The organism is Streptomyces sp. NPDC050388 (genome assembly GCF_040655635.1).
Taxonomy (GTDB): Bacteria; Actinomycetota; Actinomycetes; order Streptomycetales; family Streptomycetaceae; genus Streptomyces.
Genome location: NZ_JBFAKH010000125.1, coordinates 1 through 15,007, shown reverse-complemented (window position 1 = coordinate 15,007; position 15,007 = coordinate 1). Strand labels below are relative to the sequence as shown.

18 protein-coding genes and 1 pseudogene are annotated in these 15,007 nt (G+C 68.4%); 3 read left to right on the top strand and 16 right to left on the bottom strand.

The window, feature by feature from the left end:
- Positions 1–101: 101 nt before the first annotated feature.
- A complete protein-coding gene (locus tag AB0I73_RS37385; protein ID WP_363044875.1) occupies positions 102–1,061 on the bottom strand; it encodes a zinc metalloprotease in 960 nt (319 codons plus the stop codon).
- A gap of 169 nt (positions 1,062–1,230) precedes the next feature.
- Here AB0I73_RS37385 and AB0I73_RS37380 point away from each other — a divergent pair, with 169 nt between their 5' ends.
- The 3 genes and pseudogenes from AB0I73_RS37380 (at position 1,231) to AB0I73_RS37370 (ending at position 3,611) form a co-directional block, all read left to right on the top strand.
- Positions 1,231–1,563 (top strand): hypothetical protein, encoded by a 333-nt coding sequence (locus tag AB0I73_RS37380; RefSeq protein ID WP_363044874.1) that lies wholly within the window; start codon positions 1,231–1,233, stop codon positions 1,561–1,563.
- A 122-nt stretch (positions 1,564–1,685) separates the two neighbouring features.
- Positions 1,686–2,404, top strand: a pseudogene (locus tag AB0I73_RS37375) (IS6 family transposase).
- Between the two features lie 916 nt (positions 2,405–3,320).
- Complete coding sequence (locus tag AB0I73_RS37370; RefSeq protein ID WP_363044873.1) at positions 3,321–3,611, top strand: hypothetical protein; 291 nt, start codon at positions 3,321–3,323, stop codon at positions 3,609–3,611.
- 327 nt (positions 3,612–3,938) lie between these two features.
- Here AB0I73_RS37370 and AB0I73_RS37365 read toward each other — a convergent pair whose 3' ends face one another.
- The 15 genes from AB0I73_RS37365 to AB0I73_RS37295 all read right to left on the bottom strand — a co-directional run bounded on the left by AB0I73_RS37365 (position 3,939) and on the right by AB0I73_RS37295 (position 14,838).
- Positions 3,939–4,460, bottom strand: a complete 522-nt coding sequence (locus tag AB0I73_RS37365; protein ID WP_363044872.1) for an XRE family transcriptional regulator — start codon at positions 4,458–4,460, stop codon at positions 3,939–3,941.
- Between the two features lie 723 nt (positions 4,461–5,183).
- Positions 5,184–6,320: a ParB/RepB/Spo0J family partition protein gene (locus tag AB0I73_RS37360; protein ID WP_363044871.1), complete on the bottom strand. Its 1,137-nt coding sequence runs from the start codon at positions 6,318–6,320 to the stop codon at positions 5,184–5,186.
- On the bottom strand, positions 6,317–7,579 hold the full coding sequence (locus AB0I73_RS37355; RefSeq protein ID WP_363044870.1) for a ParA family protein: 1,263 nt from the start codon (positions 7,577–7,579) through the stop codon (positions 6,317–6,319). The genes AB0I73_RS37360 and AB0I73_RS37355 overlap by 4 nt, the downstream gene beginning before the upstream one ends.
- 555 nt (positions 7,580–8,134) lie before the next feature.
- Complete coding sequence (locus AB0I73_RS37350; RefSeq protein ID WP_363044869.1) at positions 8,135–9,232, bottom strand: hypothetical protein; 1,098 nt, start codon at positions 9,230–9,232, stop codon at positions 8,135–8,137.
- On the bottom strand, positions 9,147–10,076 hold the full coding sequence (locus AB0I73_RS37345) for a phosphotransferase (RefSeq protein ID WP_363044868.1): 930 nt from the start codon (positions 10,074–10,076) through the stop codon (positions 9,147–9,149). The genes AB0I73_RS37350 and AB0I73_RS37345 overlap by 86 nt, the downstream gene beginning before the upstream one ends.
- Positions 10,076–11,227: a hypothetical protein gene (locus AB0I73_RS37340; protein WP_363044867.1), complete on the bottom strand. Its 1,152-nt coding sequence runs from the start codon at positions 11,225–11,227 to the stop codon at positions 10,076–10,078. Before AB0I73_RS37340 ends, AB0I73_RS37345 begins: the two co-directional genes overlap by 1 nt.
- Positions 11,228–11,240: 13 nt before the next feature.
- On the bottom strand, positions 11,241–11,702 hold the full coding sequence (locus tag AB0I73_RS37335) for a histidine phosphatase family protein (protein WP_363044876.1): 462 nt from the start codon (positions 11,700–11,702) through the stop codon (positions 11,241–11,243).
- Between the two features lie 33 nt (positions 11,703–11,735).
- Positions 11,736–11,900, bottom strand: coding sequence for a hypothetical protein (locus tag AB0I73_RS37330; RefSeq protein WP_363044866.1), 165 nt, complete (start codon positions 11,898–11,900; stop codon positions 11,736–11,738).
- A gap of 83 nt (positions 11,901–11,983) precedes the next feature.
- Positions 11,984–12,163 (bottom strand): hypothetical protein, encoded by a 180-nt coding sequence (locus tag AB0I73_RS37325; protein ID WP_363044865.1) that lies wholly within the window; start codon positions 12,161–12,163, stop codon positions 11,984–11,986.
- Entirely contained in the window at positions 12,163–12,645 is a 483-nt protein-coding gene (locus AB0I73_RS37320) for a hypothetical protein (RefSeq protein ID WP_363044864.1), read from the bottom strand. The genes AB0I73_RS37325 and AB0I73_RS37320 overlap by 1 nt, the downstream gene beginning before the upstream one ends.
- On the bottom strand, positions 12,645–12,848 hold the full coding sequence (locus AB0I73_RS37315; RefSeq protein WP_363044863.1) for a hypothetical protein: 204 nt from the start codon (positions 12,846–12,848) through the stop codon (positions 12,645–12,647). Before AB0I73_RS37315 ends, AB0I73_RS37320 begins: the two co-directional genes overlap by 1 nt.
- Before the next feature lie 25 nt (positions 12,849–12,873).
- Positions 12,874–13,131, bottom strand: a complete 258-nt coding sequence (locus tag AB0I73_RS37310; protein WP_363044862.1) for a hypothetical protein — start codon at positions 13,129–13,131, stop codon at positions 12,874–12,876.
- The gene (locus AB0I73_RS37305; RefSeq protein WP_363044861.1) at positions 13,128–13,574 is read right to left on the bottom strand and encodes a hypothetical protein; all 447 of its coding nucleotides are present in this window, start codon (positions 13,572–13,574) and stop codon (positions 13,128–13,130) included. The genes AB0I73_RS37310 and AB0I73_RS37305 overlap by 4 nt, the downstream gene beginning before the upstream one ends.
- Positions 13,571–14,248 carry a GGDEF domain-containing protein gene (locus AB0I73_RS37300; protein ID WP_363044860.1) on the bottom strand — a complete coding sequence of 226 codons (678 nt, stop codon included), beginning with the start codon at positions 14,246–14,248 and terminating at the stop codon, positions 13,571–13,573. Before AB0I73_RS37300 ends, AB0I73_RS37305 begins: the two co-directional genes overlap by 4 nt.
- A 131-nt stretch (positions 14,249–14,379) precedes the next feature.
- Positions 14,380–14,838 carry an RRQRL motif-containing zinc-binding protein gene (locus AB0I73_RS37295; protein WP_363044859.1) on the bottom strand — a complete coding sequence of 153 codons (459 nt, stop codon included), beginning with the start codon at positions 14,836–14,838 and terminating at the stop codon, positions 14,380–14,382.
- Positions 14,839–15,007 lie beyond the last annotated feature (169 nt).

Sequence of the window (15,007 nt, the reverse complement as noted above, 5' to 3'; positions counted from 1 at the left end):
ACGGGAGGTCTACCAGCTCATCGCCACTCCGAGCCCCGCAGCCAGCCGCGCACGTGCCGCAATCGCTACTTGACATCCATAGGGGCATCAACGCCTCTAAATCAATTCGGGGTCAGGGCCGCAGCCTGGCGGGTGAGGACGAGGCGGGCGTTGTCAAGGATGGCGTCCATGCGGGCCACCTGGCCCTTGGTGAACATGAACATGGCCGCGTCGTCCGTGTAGTCCATGTAGTTCATGAACATGTCACCGTTCGGCGCGTTGCTGCACGAGGTCTTCGGGAAGCCGGGGACGCCCATGTTGGGCCCGGCCTGGTTGGGGGTGTCGGCGACGAAGTCGCTGCCGGTGCAGCCGTCGCCGTCGTCGCCCCAGATGTGGCGGAGGTTGAGCCAGTGTCCGATCTCGTGGGTGGCCGTGCGGCCTCCGTTGAATGGTGCGGTCGCGGTGCCGGTGGTGCCGAAGCCCGTGTGGGTGATGACGACGCCGTCCGTCGCTGCGGCGCCGCCGGGAAACTGGGCGTAGCCAAGGAGGCCGCTGCGCAGCTGGCAGACCCAGATGTTGAGGTAGGTGTTCGCCGGCCAGGCGTCCTGGCCACCACCCAGCGAGAACTTGACCGTGTCGTCCGTGTCGAAGTCCCGAAGCAGGGTCGGGGTGCGGGTGATGCCGTTCGTAGGCTGGCCGAGCGGGTCCGTGGTCGCGAGATGGAACTCGATGCGGGCGTCGGCCGCTATCGACTTCCACACGGGGGGCACGTCGGTGACGTCGGGATTCTTCTTGCGGAAGTCCTGGTTGAGGACGTCGATCTGGCTGGTGATCTGGGCGTCGCTGATGTCCTGCTGGGGGGTGTTGTGCACGACGTGTACCACGACCGGGATGCTGGTCACACCCTCCCTGGCGGTCATGGACTTCCCTGCCTCGTATTCGGCCGCGGTGTCCTCGACCAGCGCGCGGTTGCCCGCGTACTCCGGGTTCTGGTCCAGGAGCCTGCGATGGACCTCCATGGCGCCGCACCAGCGGCTGTAGTCGGGAAAGGTGACGCGTGAGGGCGACGGGGTGCTGGACATGGTGAACCTCCTCGGATCGGTCCGTCGGAGAGGGAAGGGGCGGGCCCTGACGGTGGACGTCATGCACTCTGCTAAAAGCCCATACGATGAAAAGCGTAGGCATAGAGCAATAGACTAGGCAATTCGGGTAATTGGCGGCAGCGGTGAGTGCGAACAGAGGTGGTTGATCATGGGTGAGCTTCCAGCCGGACTGCTCCAGCGCTGGATGCACTCGTTCGAGGAGGACAGCGAGGAGGCGACGGTGTACCGGCCCGCCGACCACCCCTTCCCGCCCGCCCGCGGGCGCGGCGGGATGGAGTTCGCTGCCGACGGCGCGTTCGTCGACCGTCCCGTCGGGCGTGGTGATGCCCAGGACGCGGTCGCCGGCCGCTGGGAGGCCGACGAGGGCGGCCGTCGTCTGACCGTGACGTTCCCCGGCACTGGACGTGCGGCGCGCGCGATGGAGATCGTGTACTGCGACGGGCAGGTCCTGAAGATCCGCCCAGATCCCGGCACGGCGTAGGTTACGTGGATTCAGAGGGCCAGGTCGCGGGTGAGGGTGGTCAGCACCGCACGGAGCGTTGTCACGTTGGCTGACCGGCGTGAGATGATCTTGTGGTTGATCGTGCCGGGGAGGATTCGCTCGTGTCCTCCGCGCCGCCGTCGTACCAGGGGCACCGGTACCCGGTGGAGGTGATCGCGCACGCGGTATGGCTGTACTTCCGCTTCCCGCTCTCCTTCCGGGAGGTCGAGGAGCTGATGCTCGAGCGCGGTGTGCTCGTCTCGTACGAGACGATCCGGCGTTGGTGCGCGAAGTTTGGGCAGGTCTACGTCAACGCACTGCGCCGCCGCCGGCCCCGGCCCGGTGATACGTGGCACCTGGACGAGGTCTTCGCGAAGGTCAACGGCGAGCGGAAGTACCTGTGGCGGGCCGTCGACCAGGACGGCAATGTCCTGGACATCCTCGTGCAGAGTCGCCGGGGCACCGCCGCCGCCCGGCGGTTCTTCCGCCGCCTGATGACGAAGACGCGTGCGGTGCCGCGGGTGGTGGTCACCGACAAGCTCCGCTCCTGTGGCGCGGCCCACCGCGAGGTCATGCCCTCCGCCGGGCACCGGCAGTCGAAGTACCTCAACAATCGGGCGGAGAACAGCCACCAGCCCACCCGGCAGCGTGAACGCGCGATGAAGGGCTTTCGAAGCACCGGCGGAGCCAGCGGTTCCTGTCCGCGTTCAGCGGCATCTCACCGCACTTCCGGCCACGCCGCCACCTGATGACAGCCTCCGGCTACCGCGCCGAGATGACCGTCCGCTTCGCCGTCTGGGACCAGGTCACCGGAGTTGTCGGCCTGCCCAGCACCCTCTGAACACGCGGCCGGAACCCGGCCCCGCCACGCCCCGACGCACCGCCAGGCACCCCCTCACTCAACAACGTGACAGCGCCCACAGCTGCTGTGCCGAAGCAGACTAGGTGTCACCACCAGCAGTGACTGACCTGCGGCTCGGAGCGGCGAAGCACGGCGGTTGTCACCGAGGCAGCGCGCTGCTTGTCACCAGCAGCCTGGAAAGCACGATTGTTGTCACCGGCTCCAGGCCCTGCCGACCGCCTGCGCTTGTGGGCCAGGCACCGTTTCCCGGACCGGTGGTCGCCGGAGGCAGCTTGTTCGGTCTGCCGGTCCGCCGCCTCGCCCTGTACGTCGGCCACCGCCGACGACCCTCCACCGCTGATCAGTACGGATGCTGGATCAACACCACCGATAGCACCGACTTCGCGCAGGACGCCACTCCGGCTGCAGCGCGTGCACTCTGCATCCCCGACGGGGGAACCAAGGACGCCCCCCAGCCCGGCCGCTCGGGCTCACCCATTCGGCCTACGCCCGAAGGCACAATCATCGAACCAGACCTACCGTAGTTTTTAGTACGCGTTCTCGCCGCCAGAGGAAACACTGGCCGAGCCAGTGAATGGAGAGACGTCATTATGGCAACAATTCAAATGTCCGGCCCATATTTTTATGACATGGGACCTCAAGGCCTTCCTCCTGGAAAAGTCAAAAATTTCTGGGTGGGTTCATTCAATACCGTTAACGGTAATGTCGTCGTCACAGGCACGCCGGATACGACTCAGCCAGGCAGCGGGACAGTCCAGGCCAGGACTGCCCTGTGGGTGAGTGATATGTCTGTCGAAAATGTCCCCAGAGTTCAGGGGGACCTCGTGTTCCATGAATACTACATTTGGGCGACATACTACAACAGTAGCGCAAATTCCATCCGGTACTTCACCGCATGGATTACCTTTATCATTCCGTGAAGGAGTCCTCGATGCTCTTGACGGTGATCCATGATCAGAGCGGGAACATTCTGAGTGCGGTGGCCCATCCGCCAGGTACACCGCCATCGGGCCCGCAACTCAAACCTGGACAGTATGTTGCGGACATCGACGTGCCAGAGATTGCGGCGGACCTCGAACCTCCCGCAGTATTCGAGCGCATGGCGCAAGTGGTTGAGGAGCACCGTGTTGAGATGAAGGAAGGAAAAGCCCGCCTGGCAAGAAAGTCGGACACCACTGGCGCGTAGCCTCAGACCTCCAGACGGCCGCCCGCAACCAGATTCGCACCGCTGCCACGCAGGTGGAGCAGACGTTACCCACGAGGCGTTACCACCCCGGCGCCCACCGAGCACGAACTACCGGGCCAGGCGCAGCAAACCGCCTTTCTCGCCTGAAGTTGCCGCTTCCCGTGCGAACCGGACAAGATCAGGTCAGACTGAGGCAGCGTCCCGTGAAGCGGATAGGAGTGCGCATGTCACGTGTGGCGATCTTGGTGACAACAAGCCTGCCTGTATGACACCTATCGTGCTTCGGCTCAGCTGCGCAGCCACCCACGGTCTGATGACGCAGCCCGGCTACAGGTCGAACTCGACGTGCTCCACGTCGGTGAACTCCACCTCCAGGCCGGTCGCGCGGCGGCCGCCGTCGCGGAAGTACACCTCACCCAGGCCTTCCGCGGCGATGTCGCGCAGCTGCTGTTCGCCGGCGCCGGTCTCCTGGGCGTCAAAGAGGCGGGCCGCGTGGTGGGGTGGCAGGGCGAGAGTGAGGTGGCGGAGGCGGGCGTCGTCGGTGGTGCCGGGCGCGGCGGTGAAGCCGAACCGGGCGCGGGTGTCGAGGACCAGGCCGGTGCTGGTGGCGGCCTGGCGGCGTGCTTGGGCGCGGATGCGGGGCTGCCAGCGGGCGCGGACCGCATTCTCCAGGCGTCGCGCGAGGTCGGCGCGGGGGCGGCGGATCTGGTCCTTCACGTACCGCTCCACGGTGCGCTGCGAGACGCCGAGCGCGTCGGCCACCGCGCGGGTTCCCTTGAGCTGCCTGACCAGGTAACGCATCCGCGCACCGGCCGACTTCGGGATGGGGCGGGTGAACGCCTGCTGCACAGCCCGCTCGAGGCCGTGCGAATCTGTACCGGAAGGACACGCCGCGGCCTGCGGCAACCTCACGAGCCGTCACCGCAAAAACTGCACCCCGAGGTCACCGCCACCCCACGCCGCACGGCGAACCCCCCAGCTCACTGCCCTGACACCAGCGCTGGAGAGCACTGGTGTCGCCACTACAGAAACCGGCATAGATGTAACACCACTGGTCAGGGCGATACGGGCCCGACAGGGGCGACAGGGAAGGACAGCAGCGGACCCGAACGCCGCGCGGCCGGGGTGGGAGTGACGGTCAATCACCGACTCGAGCAGCCAACCGCGGCCGCTTGTGCCGCTACTGAGCTTGTCGGGGGTCTGTCGGATTCTTCGGGGCGGACTCCGAGTTGATCTGCCAGAGGAAGGACCGGCCGGGCCACACGCCGCCCGAATTCGGTGAGTTGCATGGACCGGCCTTGGGACGCGCGCTCCACGAGTTGACCGCCGAGGCCGGGCTTGTAGGAGAGGACACGGTCCACCGAGGCTGGCGTGGAGCCTGCCGTGGAGGACCGCGTCCTCTGGTCGTCGCTTACTGACGCGTGAAATTGACGCCGTGCCAGCTCGCGCCGTTGTTCGGAAGTGGTCAGTCGGAGGCGAGGTCCCCGACCGCGAAGCGGCGAATAGCGGCCGCCTGAAGCTACTTGGTCTCGCTCTCCATCGCCTTTCAGTGGAGGACCGAGACGCGTGGGGTCAGTCGACCCGTGTGGCTGCCTGTTCAGCGAGTGACTGTGCCAGTTCACCGAGTCGGCTCGGGTTGCGCTTCATTGCCTTCGTGCTGAGGAACTGGAGTAGGGCGAAGAAGACGTCTTCGTCGGGGATCTTCTGGTCAAGGAGCATGGCGAGGGAGCCGGGCTCGTCGTACGGCACCTTGCGGGCTGGCCGTTCCTCGTCTGCGGCATCCTCACTCGCGCTTGGAGAGGCCGTGTCAGACCGCGGTTCCGGCACTGCTTGCTGGAGTGCTCGATCGCCAGGGGTGTCTTCTGACGGAGGACTGGAGGGCGATTCGTTCATCTCGCCGTTTTTTATTACGCCGTAATAGCCGTCGGGCTTCCCGGCGTCCTGAGCAACAGACCCGGCACCCTTCGCCGGGTTCTTCCGGTTGCGTTCCCGCTTCTCCGTCTCCTTGCGGGTTCGCTCTTCCTTGAGTTCCTTGAGTGCTGTCTCCTGCTGCTCAGCTGGCTTGTTGCCCACGGCGCGCAGCAGGTCGATGGGCTCTTCGCCGATCCGGGCCTGTAGTTCTGGGGTGAGGTTGAGCAGGGCCAGGCGTTGTGACACCCATCCCTGGGAGCGGTGGAGTCTTTTGGCCAGGGCGGTCTGGCTGCCGTGGATGGTCAGGAGTCGTTGGAGGGCGCGGGCTTCGTCGAGCTCTTCGAGGTCTTGGCGGTGGATGTTGGCGACGAGGGCCGATTCGAGGAGTTCTTCGGAGGTGGTGCCCTGGTCGTCGCTGACCATGACCTTGACTGTGGCGATGTTGGCTTCGCGGGCGGCGGCGAGGCGGCTGCTGCCGTCGATGACGACGTGGGTGGTGTCGGGCTGGAGGTCGGCTTCGCGCTCTGGGTTGGCCTGGATGTAGGCGTCTCGGTTCATGACCGTGATCGCCTGCTTCTGGCCATGGGTCTTCAGGCTGCCTGCTAGGTCGGTGAGGTCACCGAGGCTGGAGCGGGGGTTGTCGGGGTTGAGGCTGATGCGGTGTGTGGGGAGTTCGGTCGGTGGGGCGATGCCGTCGGTGGGGACTCCTGTGGCGGCGGCGACGGCCTGCCGGCGTGCGCTGATGGCGCGGGCTCCTCCGCCGAAGCGGCCGGCGCCGAGCTGGTCGGCCTTGCTCATGCGATCTCCCGGGCCAGTGCGCGCATGCCGATTGCCTGCTGTGATTTGGGTGCGTACGCCAGCAGGGGCTGCTTCATCCGGACTGCTTCTTTCTGTTCCTTGAGGTCGCCGATGAGGCCGACGACTCGTGGGTCCTTTATGTCGACCCACCCCTGTAGTGATGAGGTGGCGATGAACCCGCGGCGGGAGTCGTAGAGGTTGACGACGATGCCGAGGTAGTCGATGTCGACTTGCAGGTCGCCGCGCAGATCGTCGATCTGTGTGGTGAGCAGTTCGTAGGCGTCGGCTGAGCTGTCTTCGGCTTGGACGACGATCAGGGCGCCGGACTGGCCGGGTTTTTCGCCGTCGCGTCGGCGGCCGTAGTAGGCGGCGGCGTCCATGCTGAGGCCGAGGCTGGGCGGGCAGTCGACAAGGATCACGTCGTAGTCGGCTTCGAGCGGAGCCAGTGCCCGCTCCAGCGCGGCTTCCCGGGCGCGCACAGCTGAGAGGCGGACGTCGAGGAGGAAGGCGTCGTTGCAGGCGGGCAGAAGGTGGAGTCGGCCGCCGAAGGTGTTGTTGTCGATGGGGACGATGAGGTCGCGGAGGTCGCCCTTGGGGTCGCCTGCCATGTGGTTGGTGAGACTGTCGCCGTTCATCGGCAGGCGCTCGGCACCGAGTTGGTTGGTGAGGTGGCACTGCGGGTCGAAGTCGACCAGGAGGACTCGCATCCCGAGGCCGGGCAGGTTCTCGATGTCGAGGGGGTCGTTGGCCGGCTCGTGGTCGGTTTGGGTGTCACTCGCGCGCAGGGCTTTGGAGAGTGCCTTGGCGACCTGGGCGGCGTGCAGTGTGTTGGGGTCTTCGGCGAGTGCTTCACCGAGGCCGGCGGTGATCGCTGTTTTGCCGACTCCTCCCTTCTGGTTGCAGACGATGATGCGGCGAGTGATCTCGGGCCGTTCGACGTCTGGTGTGGGGTTGAAGTCGAGCCACAGCTGGACGGACTGGGCCATGCCCTGGATGAGGGAGACACGGCGGTCTGCGGCGACTTGGCGGAACTCTTCCCACTGGCTGGGCGGTAGGAAGGTCGAGAAGGAGTCGGCGCCGGAGGTGTCGACGGTTGCAGTGGCGGAAGCCAGGCTGCACCAGTCCCTGATCCCCTGTTCCACGGCGGCCTGGATCTCGATGCCATGTTGGGCTGCTCTGATTTTGAGGTTCTGCCGGAGCCATCCCGGCAGTTTGGAGACGACCTTCTCGCGGTCGCTGGAAGCGGCTGACGAACTCATGGGGGACACCTTACTAACGTTCATGATCCTTTGGGACATCGACACGTTAGCTAGGGGTGCTCGTTGGCGCATCGAAGTGGATGCCCCGGCCGCTCCGGGCTATTACGCCGTAATAGCTGACGTCGCCTCACTGAGACCGCCGCACGCTATTACGTCGTAATAGCTCGGCCCGGGCGCAGGGGAAGGTGAGTGAAACGCGAGAAGGCCCGGCTCCCCAGCGATCATCTGTGGGGAAGCCGGGCCTTCGGCTGTCAGGACGCCCAGTTCGTGGGAATGGAGCCGTGGTCGGGGTTGGGAAGGCTGGCGGCCGGGGCTGGGGAGGCGGGGTGCCGCATGGCGGTGATCGGGACGGCGCCGAGCTCAGTGCCCAGACCATGCGCCAGGTGTAGTCCCACTCGCAGCCGCAGGAGTGGTCCGGGTGCGAGTGCCGTGAGAAGACGCCGTGAGTCAGGACGGCGCGCGGTATGCGAGGGATGAGGACCGAGGGGTCGTCGCCGGGGTGCAGGTGGATGTTGCGCCAGCCGTGAACGCAAGCCATGGACGCTGTGCGCAGGTTCAGCGGGTGAGGTTGGCGAGGAAGGACTCGGCTGCCGACCACGGGGTCAGCTCGATGCCGAAACCACTGTGTGAGTCAGGGCCTTGGATGTGGACCAGCCGGCCGGACAGGTAGACGACGTCGCCGGTGCGGAACGCCCCGGTGTACGCACCGAGGTAGCTGCGAAGGTGGGTGATCCGGCGGGCGAACACGGACGGCTCGTCGACCGTGGACTCCGTGACCGTGTCCACCTCGATCCCGTAGAGCGCCGGCGTGACCAAGCCCTCGGAGTGATCCGTGATCCGGGCCAGGACGGAGATCGCCCCTACCTCTTTGGCCACCACCCCGGCAAACGTCTTGTCGCCGTCGGCCCTCAGCGGCTCACAGTTGATGTGCGCCCCCGCACCGGCTGTCAGGCCCTGCAGTTTGCGGGCCTCCTGGCGGATGAGCGCGTCGAAGCTTCCCCCCACCATGTACTTGGCGCGCCGTACGTACAGCCGGGTGAGGGTGTCGCCCTCGTAGGGGTGGATGAGGGTGCGTTCGGCGAACAGTGCTTGCGCCGCCTCGTAGCCGCGCGGCCCGTAGCAGACCAGATCGATGTCGGAACGGGCGTTGCAGGCGCCGACCAGGAAGGACCCGGTCACGCCGATGACGTCCGCAGCGCCGGCCGCGACGATCCAGTTGATGATGGCGAGCAGGTCCTCGCTGACCGCCGTTGCGTCCAGGAGGCCGGGGGCCTGGTGCAGTGCGGCGAGGGTCTGGCGGCAGGAGTAGTGGGTGACGATGTCCTCGCGGGGCACGCCGGTGATGACGCACCCCACGGCGGGGGAGTAGAGGTAGCACTCGGGCCGGTCGGCGAGGATCCCGAACGCTTTGGACACGACGCTGTTCTGCCGGTACGTCCGGCCGAACAGCACCCGGTCGCCGCGGCTGTCCGGGTAGTACTTGACGTACCCCAGGAAGTGCGTGCCGGGATGGACATCGCCGATGACTTTGAAGATCACCCCGGCGCGGTCCAGGAGGTAGCCGCGGTCACGGATGGTCGCCAGCGCTGTGCCCAGCGGCGAACTCTTCGAGGCCGGGGAAGAGGGCGGTATCGACCGTCCCGGTGCGCTCATACTGCTCGAGTCCCTTCGTGAAGAGGTGACGGCGGTACTGCCACTTCAGGTGCTTGTCCGTGCGGGAGGGGTCGGTGGGCCGCATCAGGGCGAGGAAGAACAGGGCCTTGACGAGCAGGTAGGCGCCCAGGTTCTGGCTGACCGGCTGTCCGCTGGCGTTCAGGCTCGCGTCGTCCAGCACGGCGAGGTAGCGGTGCCGCTGGCCGGGGCTGGCGGTGTAGCCCTTGAAGGCGACGATTTCCAGGGCCGGGAGGACGTCGTATCCGAGGGGGACCAGGCCGTGGTGCTGCCAGTCGATGACCCCGGCCAGCAGGACGTTGGGCAGGCCGTAGTCGAGGTGGCCCCACACCAGCGGAACCGTGCCAAGGCGGTCCAGCGCGTGATCGAGCGCGGCGTGCGTCCGGGTGTTGTCCAGGTCGGGGTTCTCCTGGAAGACGTTGTGGGTGAACCCGGCACTGTCCAGCCACTGCCGCAGTGTGCCGGGCGTGGGCTGGACGAGGTGGGCGGCCTGGGCGCGCAGCAGCCGGGCGGCGACCTGCGCGGCGGTGTCGATGACGTCGTCGGCGAGGGTGCGGCCGCCGTTCAGTGATGCCACCGCCCCCTCGTGCAGGGTCTGGTCGCCCAGCGACTCCTCCACGACGTAGTAGTGGCCGTCGTCGGTGACGCCCTCCTCCAGGACGTGCGGGACCGGGTAGTCAAGGTCCGCGATCCGGCGCTGGAAGGCGGCCTCCGCCTGGAGCTCGGCTCCGCCGGTGCGCCGGTAGCGCGTTTTGTCGGCGGAGACGTACACCGCGCCGTCGGCGGCGGTCCGCTTCTTGACGAACCGCCAGGTGTTCTCGTTCATCAGCTCGCTCCTTCCGGCTCCGCTGTGGAGCCGTGGGTGGCCGGGTATTCGGGGATGGCCCGGGACAGGGTCCGGACGTCCATGACCCAGCGCATATCACCCGCCGCGATGCGGCGCCGCAGTTCGGCGGGGACGTCACTCCGGGGTGTGTCCGGCCGGGCCAGGTGGGCGCGGCGCCAGAATTTCAGCAGGGCCGGGAGCTGTGCCGGGGTGATGCCCGCCCGGAGGTGCAGTGAGCACAGGGGCAGGAACCAGGCGAGGAACTGCTCTCGTAGTGCCGGGCTGACGCGGTGCACCTCGCACAGCCGCTGCAGCCCCGTGGTGTCGTCGTACGGGATACGCCCGTGCAGCGCGTACCGCAGCCGTGTTCCGTTGTGCCTGCGGAATGGGGCCCCGTAGGCGGCGATGTTCGCCGCGGCGTTCTCGGTGAGCGTCATCGCCGGCCGCCCAGCGCTGTGCGGGGCAGCGGCGGCCAGTACGGCGATGTGCAGGCCGGCTCGCGGGTCCAGGACCAGGCCGTCGAGCCCGAGTGGCGCGAGGCTGATGCCGTGGTCGCGGGTGCGGGACAGGATCAGCCGCTGCGGGATGTTCTGGGCGATGGTCAGCAAATGGGCCGGTGGCCGGGCCCGGTGGGCGTGGAAGTCGTCACGTGCGAGCACGGGTGTGCCGGGGGGCCGGTCCCAGACCAGTAACCGCCGGGTGTGCGGCCGGGAGTCCTGGTGCCCGCACGCCCGGCAAGGGTGGGCGACGGCGCCGGTCATGTGACCGCAGCGGGCGCAGAGACGGACCACGGCGGGAGTGATTGCCAGGGCGCCTTCTATCAGGAGGTGTTCGGTCATCTCCAGCGCGAGGGCGGCTACGACGGGCGCGGTGTCGGTGAGCACGCCACCGGACGGGGCCGCGCCCGGTGTGTACTTGGCGGCGATCGCGCGTTCCTCCCGCTCGTGGCGGCCGACGGTGTCCCGGTCGGGGGCGTCACGGTGGCGCCGGTCTCCGGCCAGGGTGACGGTGTTCCACAGATGCGGGACCGGCCCGGCGCCAAGGAGGGTGTTGAGTGCTTCGGCCGCGCGGATGCCGGCCGCCTTGCCCGGCCGTTCGGCGAGGGTGAAGGGGCCGTTCTGCACGGGCCCGTTGAGGTACAGGACGTTCATGGCCGTGGCCTCCTCAGCAGTCCGGTTCGGTGGTGCCGCGAGCGTGGAACAGGCCGCCGGCCTGTTCGTAGACCAGGACGGCGGCGTTGGGTGCCTTGCGCACACGGGCCTCGTCGACCAGTTCGGTCACCGGCCGGCGCTCCAGGACCGCGCGCAGCGCGAGGATCGCGGTGTGGTGCGTGAATGCCACGACATCCGCCGCGGACGCGGTGTGCAGGCCGTCGACGAACGCCGTGGCCCGCCGCAGGACGCCGCGGGCGAGGGACTCTCCGTCGGCGCCGGGGGGCGTCCATAGGTGTTTGCGGGTCTGCCGGTCCTGTGTCCCCTCGGGGTAGGTGGCGTACAGCTCTTGTTTGGTCATGTAGGTGGCTGCGCCGTAGTGCTGCTCGTTGAGGAGCGCGGTCACCTCGTAGGGCAGGCCGGGCAGAGCAAGCGCGGCGGTGTCGATGGCGCGGCGGTACTGCGAGGTGCGGATCGCCGGGTCGGGTCCGGTCAGCTCCCGCAGCGTCTACCGCAGCCACAGGCACTGGAGGAAGCCACGGGGCGTCAGGCCGACAACGTCCCGGGACAGGGCATGCGCGGTCGGCCCGGTCCACGGACGGGGGTTCTCGTAGAAGCCGGTGTACTTGGTGGCGTTCTCGATGGATTCGGCGTGTCGAACGAGGAAGAGCATCTTCATCCTCTTTGGGAAGGTGTCGTGCCAGACAGCGCCGTGCCCGCACGGGAGGCGGGCACGGCGCTCTGTGTGTTCGAGGGCTACTGGGGAGTGGCGTTGGCGACCACAAGGAACTGGTCGCTCGCCAGGTCCATCACGACCTGAGCGTTGGCGCCTTGGGCGCGCTGGGCGGCGGCGTACTCTTCGGCCGGCCAGGAGCCGCGGGGGCCTCCGGCGGGGAACCGTTCCAGGACGATGCGGGCCTGCGTGGTGGTAGTCATCAGGCGTCGCCGCCGGTCACGCGTTCGTGGATGTCGATGAGGGTGGCGATGGCGTCGGGGTTGTCCGCCAGGCCGACCCACTGCCCGAGCGCGGTGAAGACGGGCACGGCGTCGGTGTCGGCGTTGAAGATGACGCAGTAGTCGCCGTAGCGGTCCATCACCATGTCGCGCAGGACTGGGAGCAGCGCGGTGTCCAGGACCTCCAGGGCGTCGACGGTGAGCCGGGCGTTCTCGCCGGGCGTCTGGGGTTGGACCAGGGTGCCGGTCGCGCGCAGCAGGTCGCCGGGCTGTATGCCGGTCAGCAGCTCGTGGGTGATGCGAGGGTCGCCGCTGGTGCAGGTGACGACCGTGTCGGGGGCGTCCTCGTCGACGGTGTCGATGTCGGCGGGTTGGACGATCAGGTCGAAGGTGGCGGTGCCGCGTGGGCTGGGGGTGGGTATCGCGTCGACCCAGCCGTCGACGGCGCAGTGCTTGGTGTCCATTAGCTGGCCTCCGCCAGGGTCTCGGTGGTGCGAGGGGAGCGGGGTCGGGTGGTGCGCTGTGCGAGGACCAGCAGCTCGCGGTTGCTTCGCTTCTGGTCGTCGGTGAGCGGGCGGGCCTTCGTGCCGTGCCGGTGCCAGAGCGGGGAGGCGGGTGGCTCGGGGTAGGCGAGGGCGTGGTCGACGTCGCGGTTGGTGCTGCTCATGGGGGCCTCCATCTGGAGGTAGAGGTCAGGCGTGGTCCTTGCCCTTGCCGCCCTTGGGCGGGTCGGAGACGAACCGGGTCTCGCCGGGATTCCGCGCGTTCCAGAGCTCCGCGCACGTCTTGTGCACGGCCTCTCCGGCGTGGGACCTCAGCGGAGTGGTCTTCCGGCACAGCACGCACTGCTCGGGCCAGGCGAAGTGCGCCCCGTCGTGCCAGTCCAGGAGTTGGACCGGCACGGCGGGCGGCTCGGGCGGTGCGGGTGCGGGGCGATGGCGGGTGCTCACGGCCGCAGGTCGGGCAACTGCTGACGTACCTGAGCGACCAGGTCCTCGGTGGGCTTCCAGGGCCCGAGCTGCCCGCGCGCGGGGATCGGCAGGGCGAGCTCCTGGACGTCCGTGAGCTCCAAGTGCCACCGGCCGGGCTCCGCCCACGGCCCGCAGGGCGGGGAGCCGTACGAGTCCTGGTGGCAGCCGGTCAGGCAGGCGACGCCGATCACGGCGCCACTCGGCAGGTCACGGCCGCGGATCGTGTGGGCGACCAGCGGCAGGCACAGGGCGGTCCGGTCGATCCGCTGGCCCGCGTGCAGGAGCAGCCAGCCGCGCCAGGGCCAGTGCTGCGGGCGGTTCTCGATCGTCTTGGCCCCGGCGACGATGCAGGCGGCCCACGGCTGCTTGATGCTGATTCCGCGGATCCAGTCGCCCGCCGGCGGAAGGGTTCCGGTGCTCATGCCGCTCGCCCCCACACGGCCGTGCCCGGCCTGCCCGCGCGGCGCCCGTTGACGGACGGCGTGGTGGCGTGCGCGGCGGTCGCCAGGACCGCCCGGCCGGAGTGTTTCCCGTGGTACAGAGCGGCGTCGGCCGCCTTCTGCAGGCGCGTCAGGTCGCGTGTGCCAATCATGTCCGGGGTCGCGGCGCCGACCGAGGCGGCGACGTCGACTGTGCGGCCGTCGTCCAGGGTGACCGGCGTGTGCAGCATCCGGATCAGCTGCGCGAGACGCTGCTTCCGGCGGTCGGAGGGCAGCTCCAGGACCACGGCGAACTCATCGCCTCCGAGCCTGCCGATCGCGGCGCGCGGGCCCGCCCAGGCCGTGAGCCGGGCCGCGATCGACGCGAGGACGGTGTCGCCCGCCGCGTGCCCGAGGCCGTCGTTGATCTCCTTGAACCTGTCGGCGTCGACCATGACCACGGTCGTGTCGTCGCCGTGGCGGGCCAGGAGCCGGCGGGCGCGGGCGGTGTAGGCGTCGCGGCGCAGCAGGCCGGTCAGCGGGTCGCGGCGGGTGGCGGCGAGTTGCTTGTGCAGCGCGACCGCGTGCACCGCCCAGCCGGTCAACGGCACGGCGGCGGTGGTCAGTAAGAGTGCGCGCTGCCCGATTCGGGCCTGAAAGCGCAGGAGGGACGACATACTTGGGTTCTCCGTCTCGTCTTGTACGGGATGGGTGGGCCCCGGGGCAGCCGTCCAGCCGCCAAGCACAGCGGCTGTCCCGGGAGCAGAGCTACAGCTCGAAGCCGCCGTCATCGGCGGAAACTCGGTGATCAGGCAGCCAGCTGGTGGATAACCGGGGCCGGGGACTGCGTCGTGTAAGTGTCGGGGCTGGGTTCATAACCCCGGGCGCAGGGGTCACAGCAGCCCTGGGTACGCAACGGGAGGCAATGGTGGTAGCGGCGACGGCAAAGGGGGCACGTGCTCCTGGCTGCCATCGCGGCGTCCAGGGCGGCCTCCTTGGCAAGGGTCATGGGCCGTACCGGCTGGGCGAGGTCGACGCGGTACAGGTAGGCGGGCCGGGTGCAGGCACGGTTCGGGCGAGTGGCGCAGGCCCGGCACCGCAGGATCGCGCCGGGCTCCTGACCGCCGGGCCGCAGCCCGGCGGTGCGCAGCTGGCGGCGCGTGGCGAGCTGGTCGGTCGGGGCGGTGCCCCAGTCGTATTCGGGTAACCCCTGCTCGGTGCGTGGCCGGGCCGCCTCGAGTTGTCGGCGTCGGGCGCGGGTGCTCATCGCGGGCTCCGGGCGTGGGGCAGGTGACGGGGGCGCTGTGGGCGGGGCCGGCCGACCTGGCGGCGCGATCGGGAAGTAAGAAGTCATCTCAATTGGCGAGTCTGCGGTAGCAGATGAGGGTGCAGGCGATGCTCGTGAAGGCGAGAAAGTGCTCGGCCTTGCGCTCGTA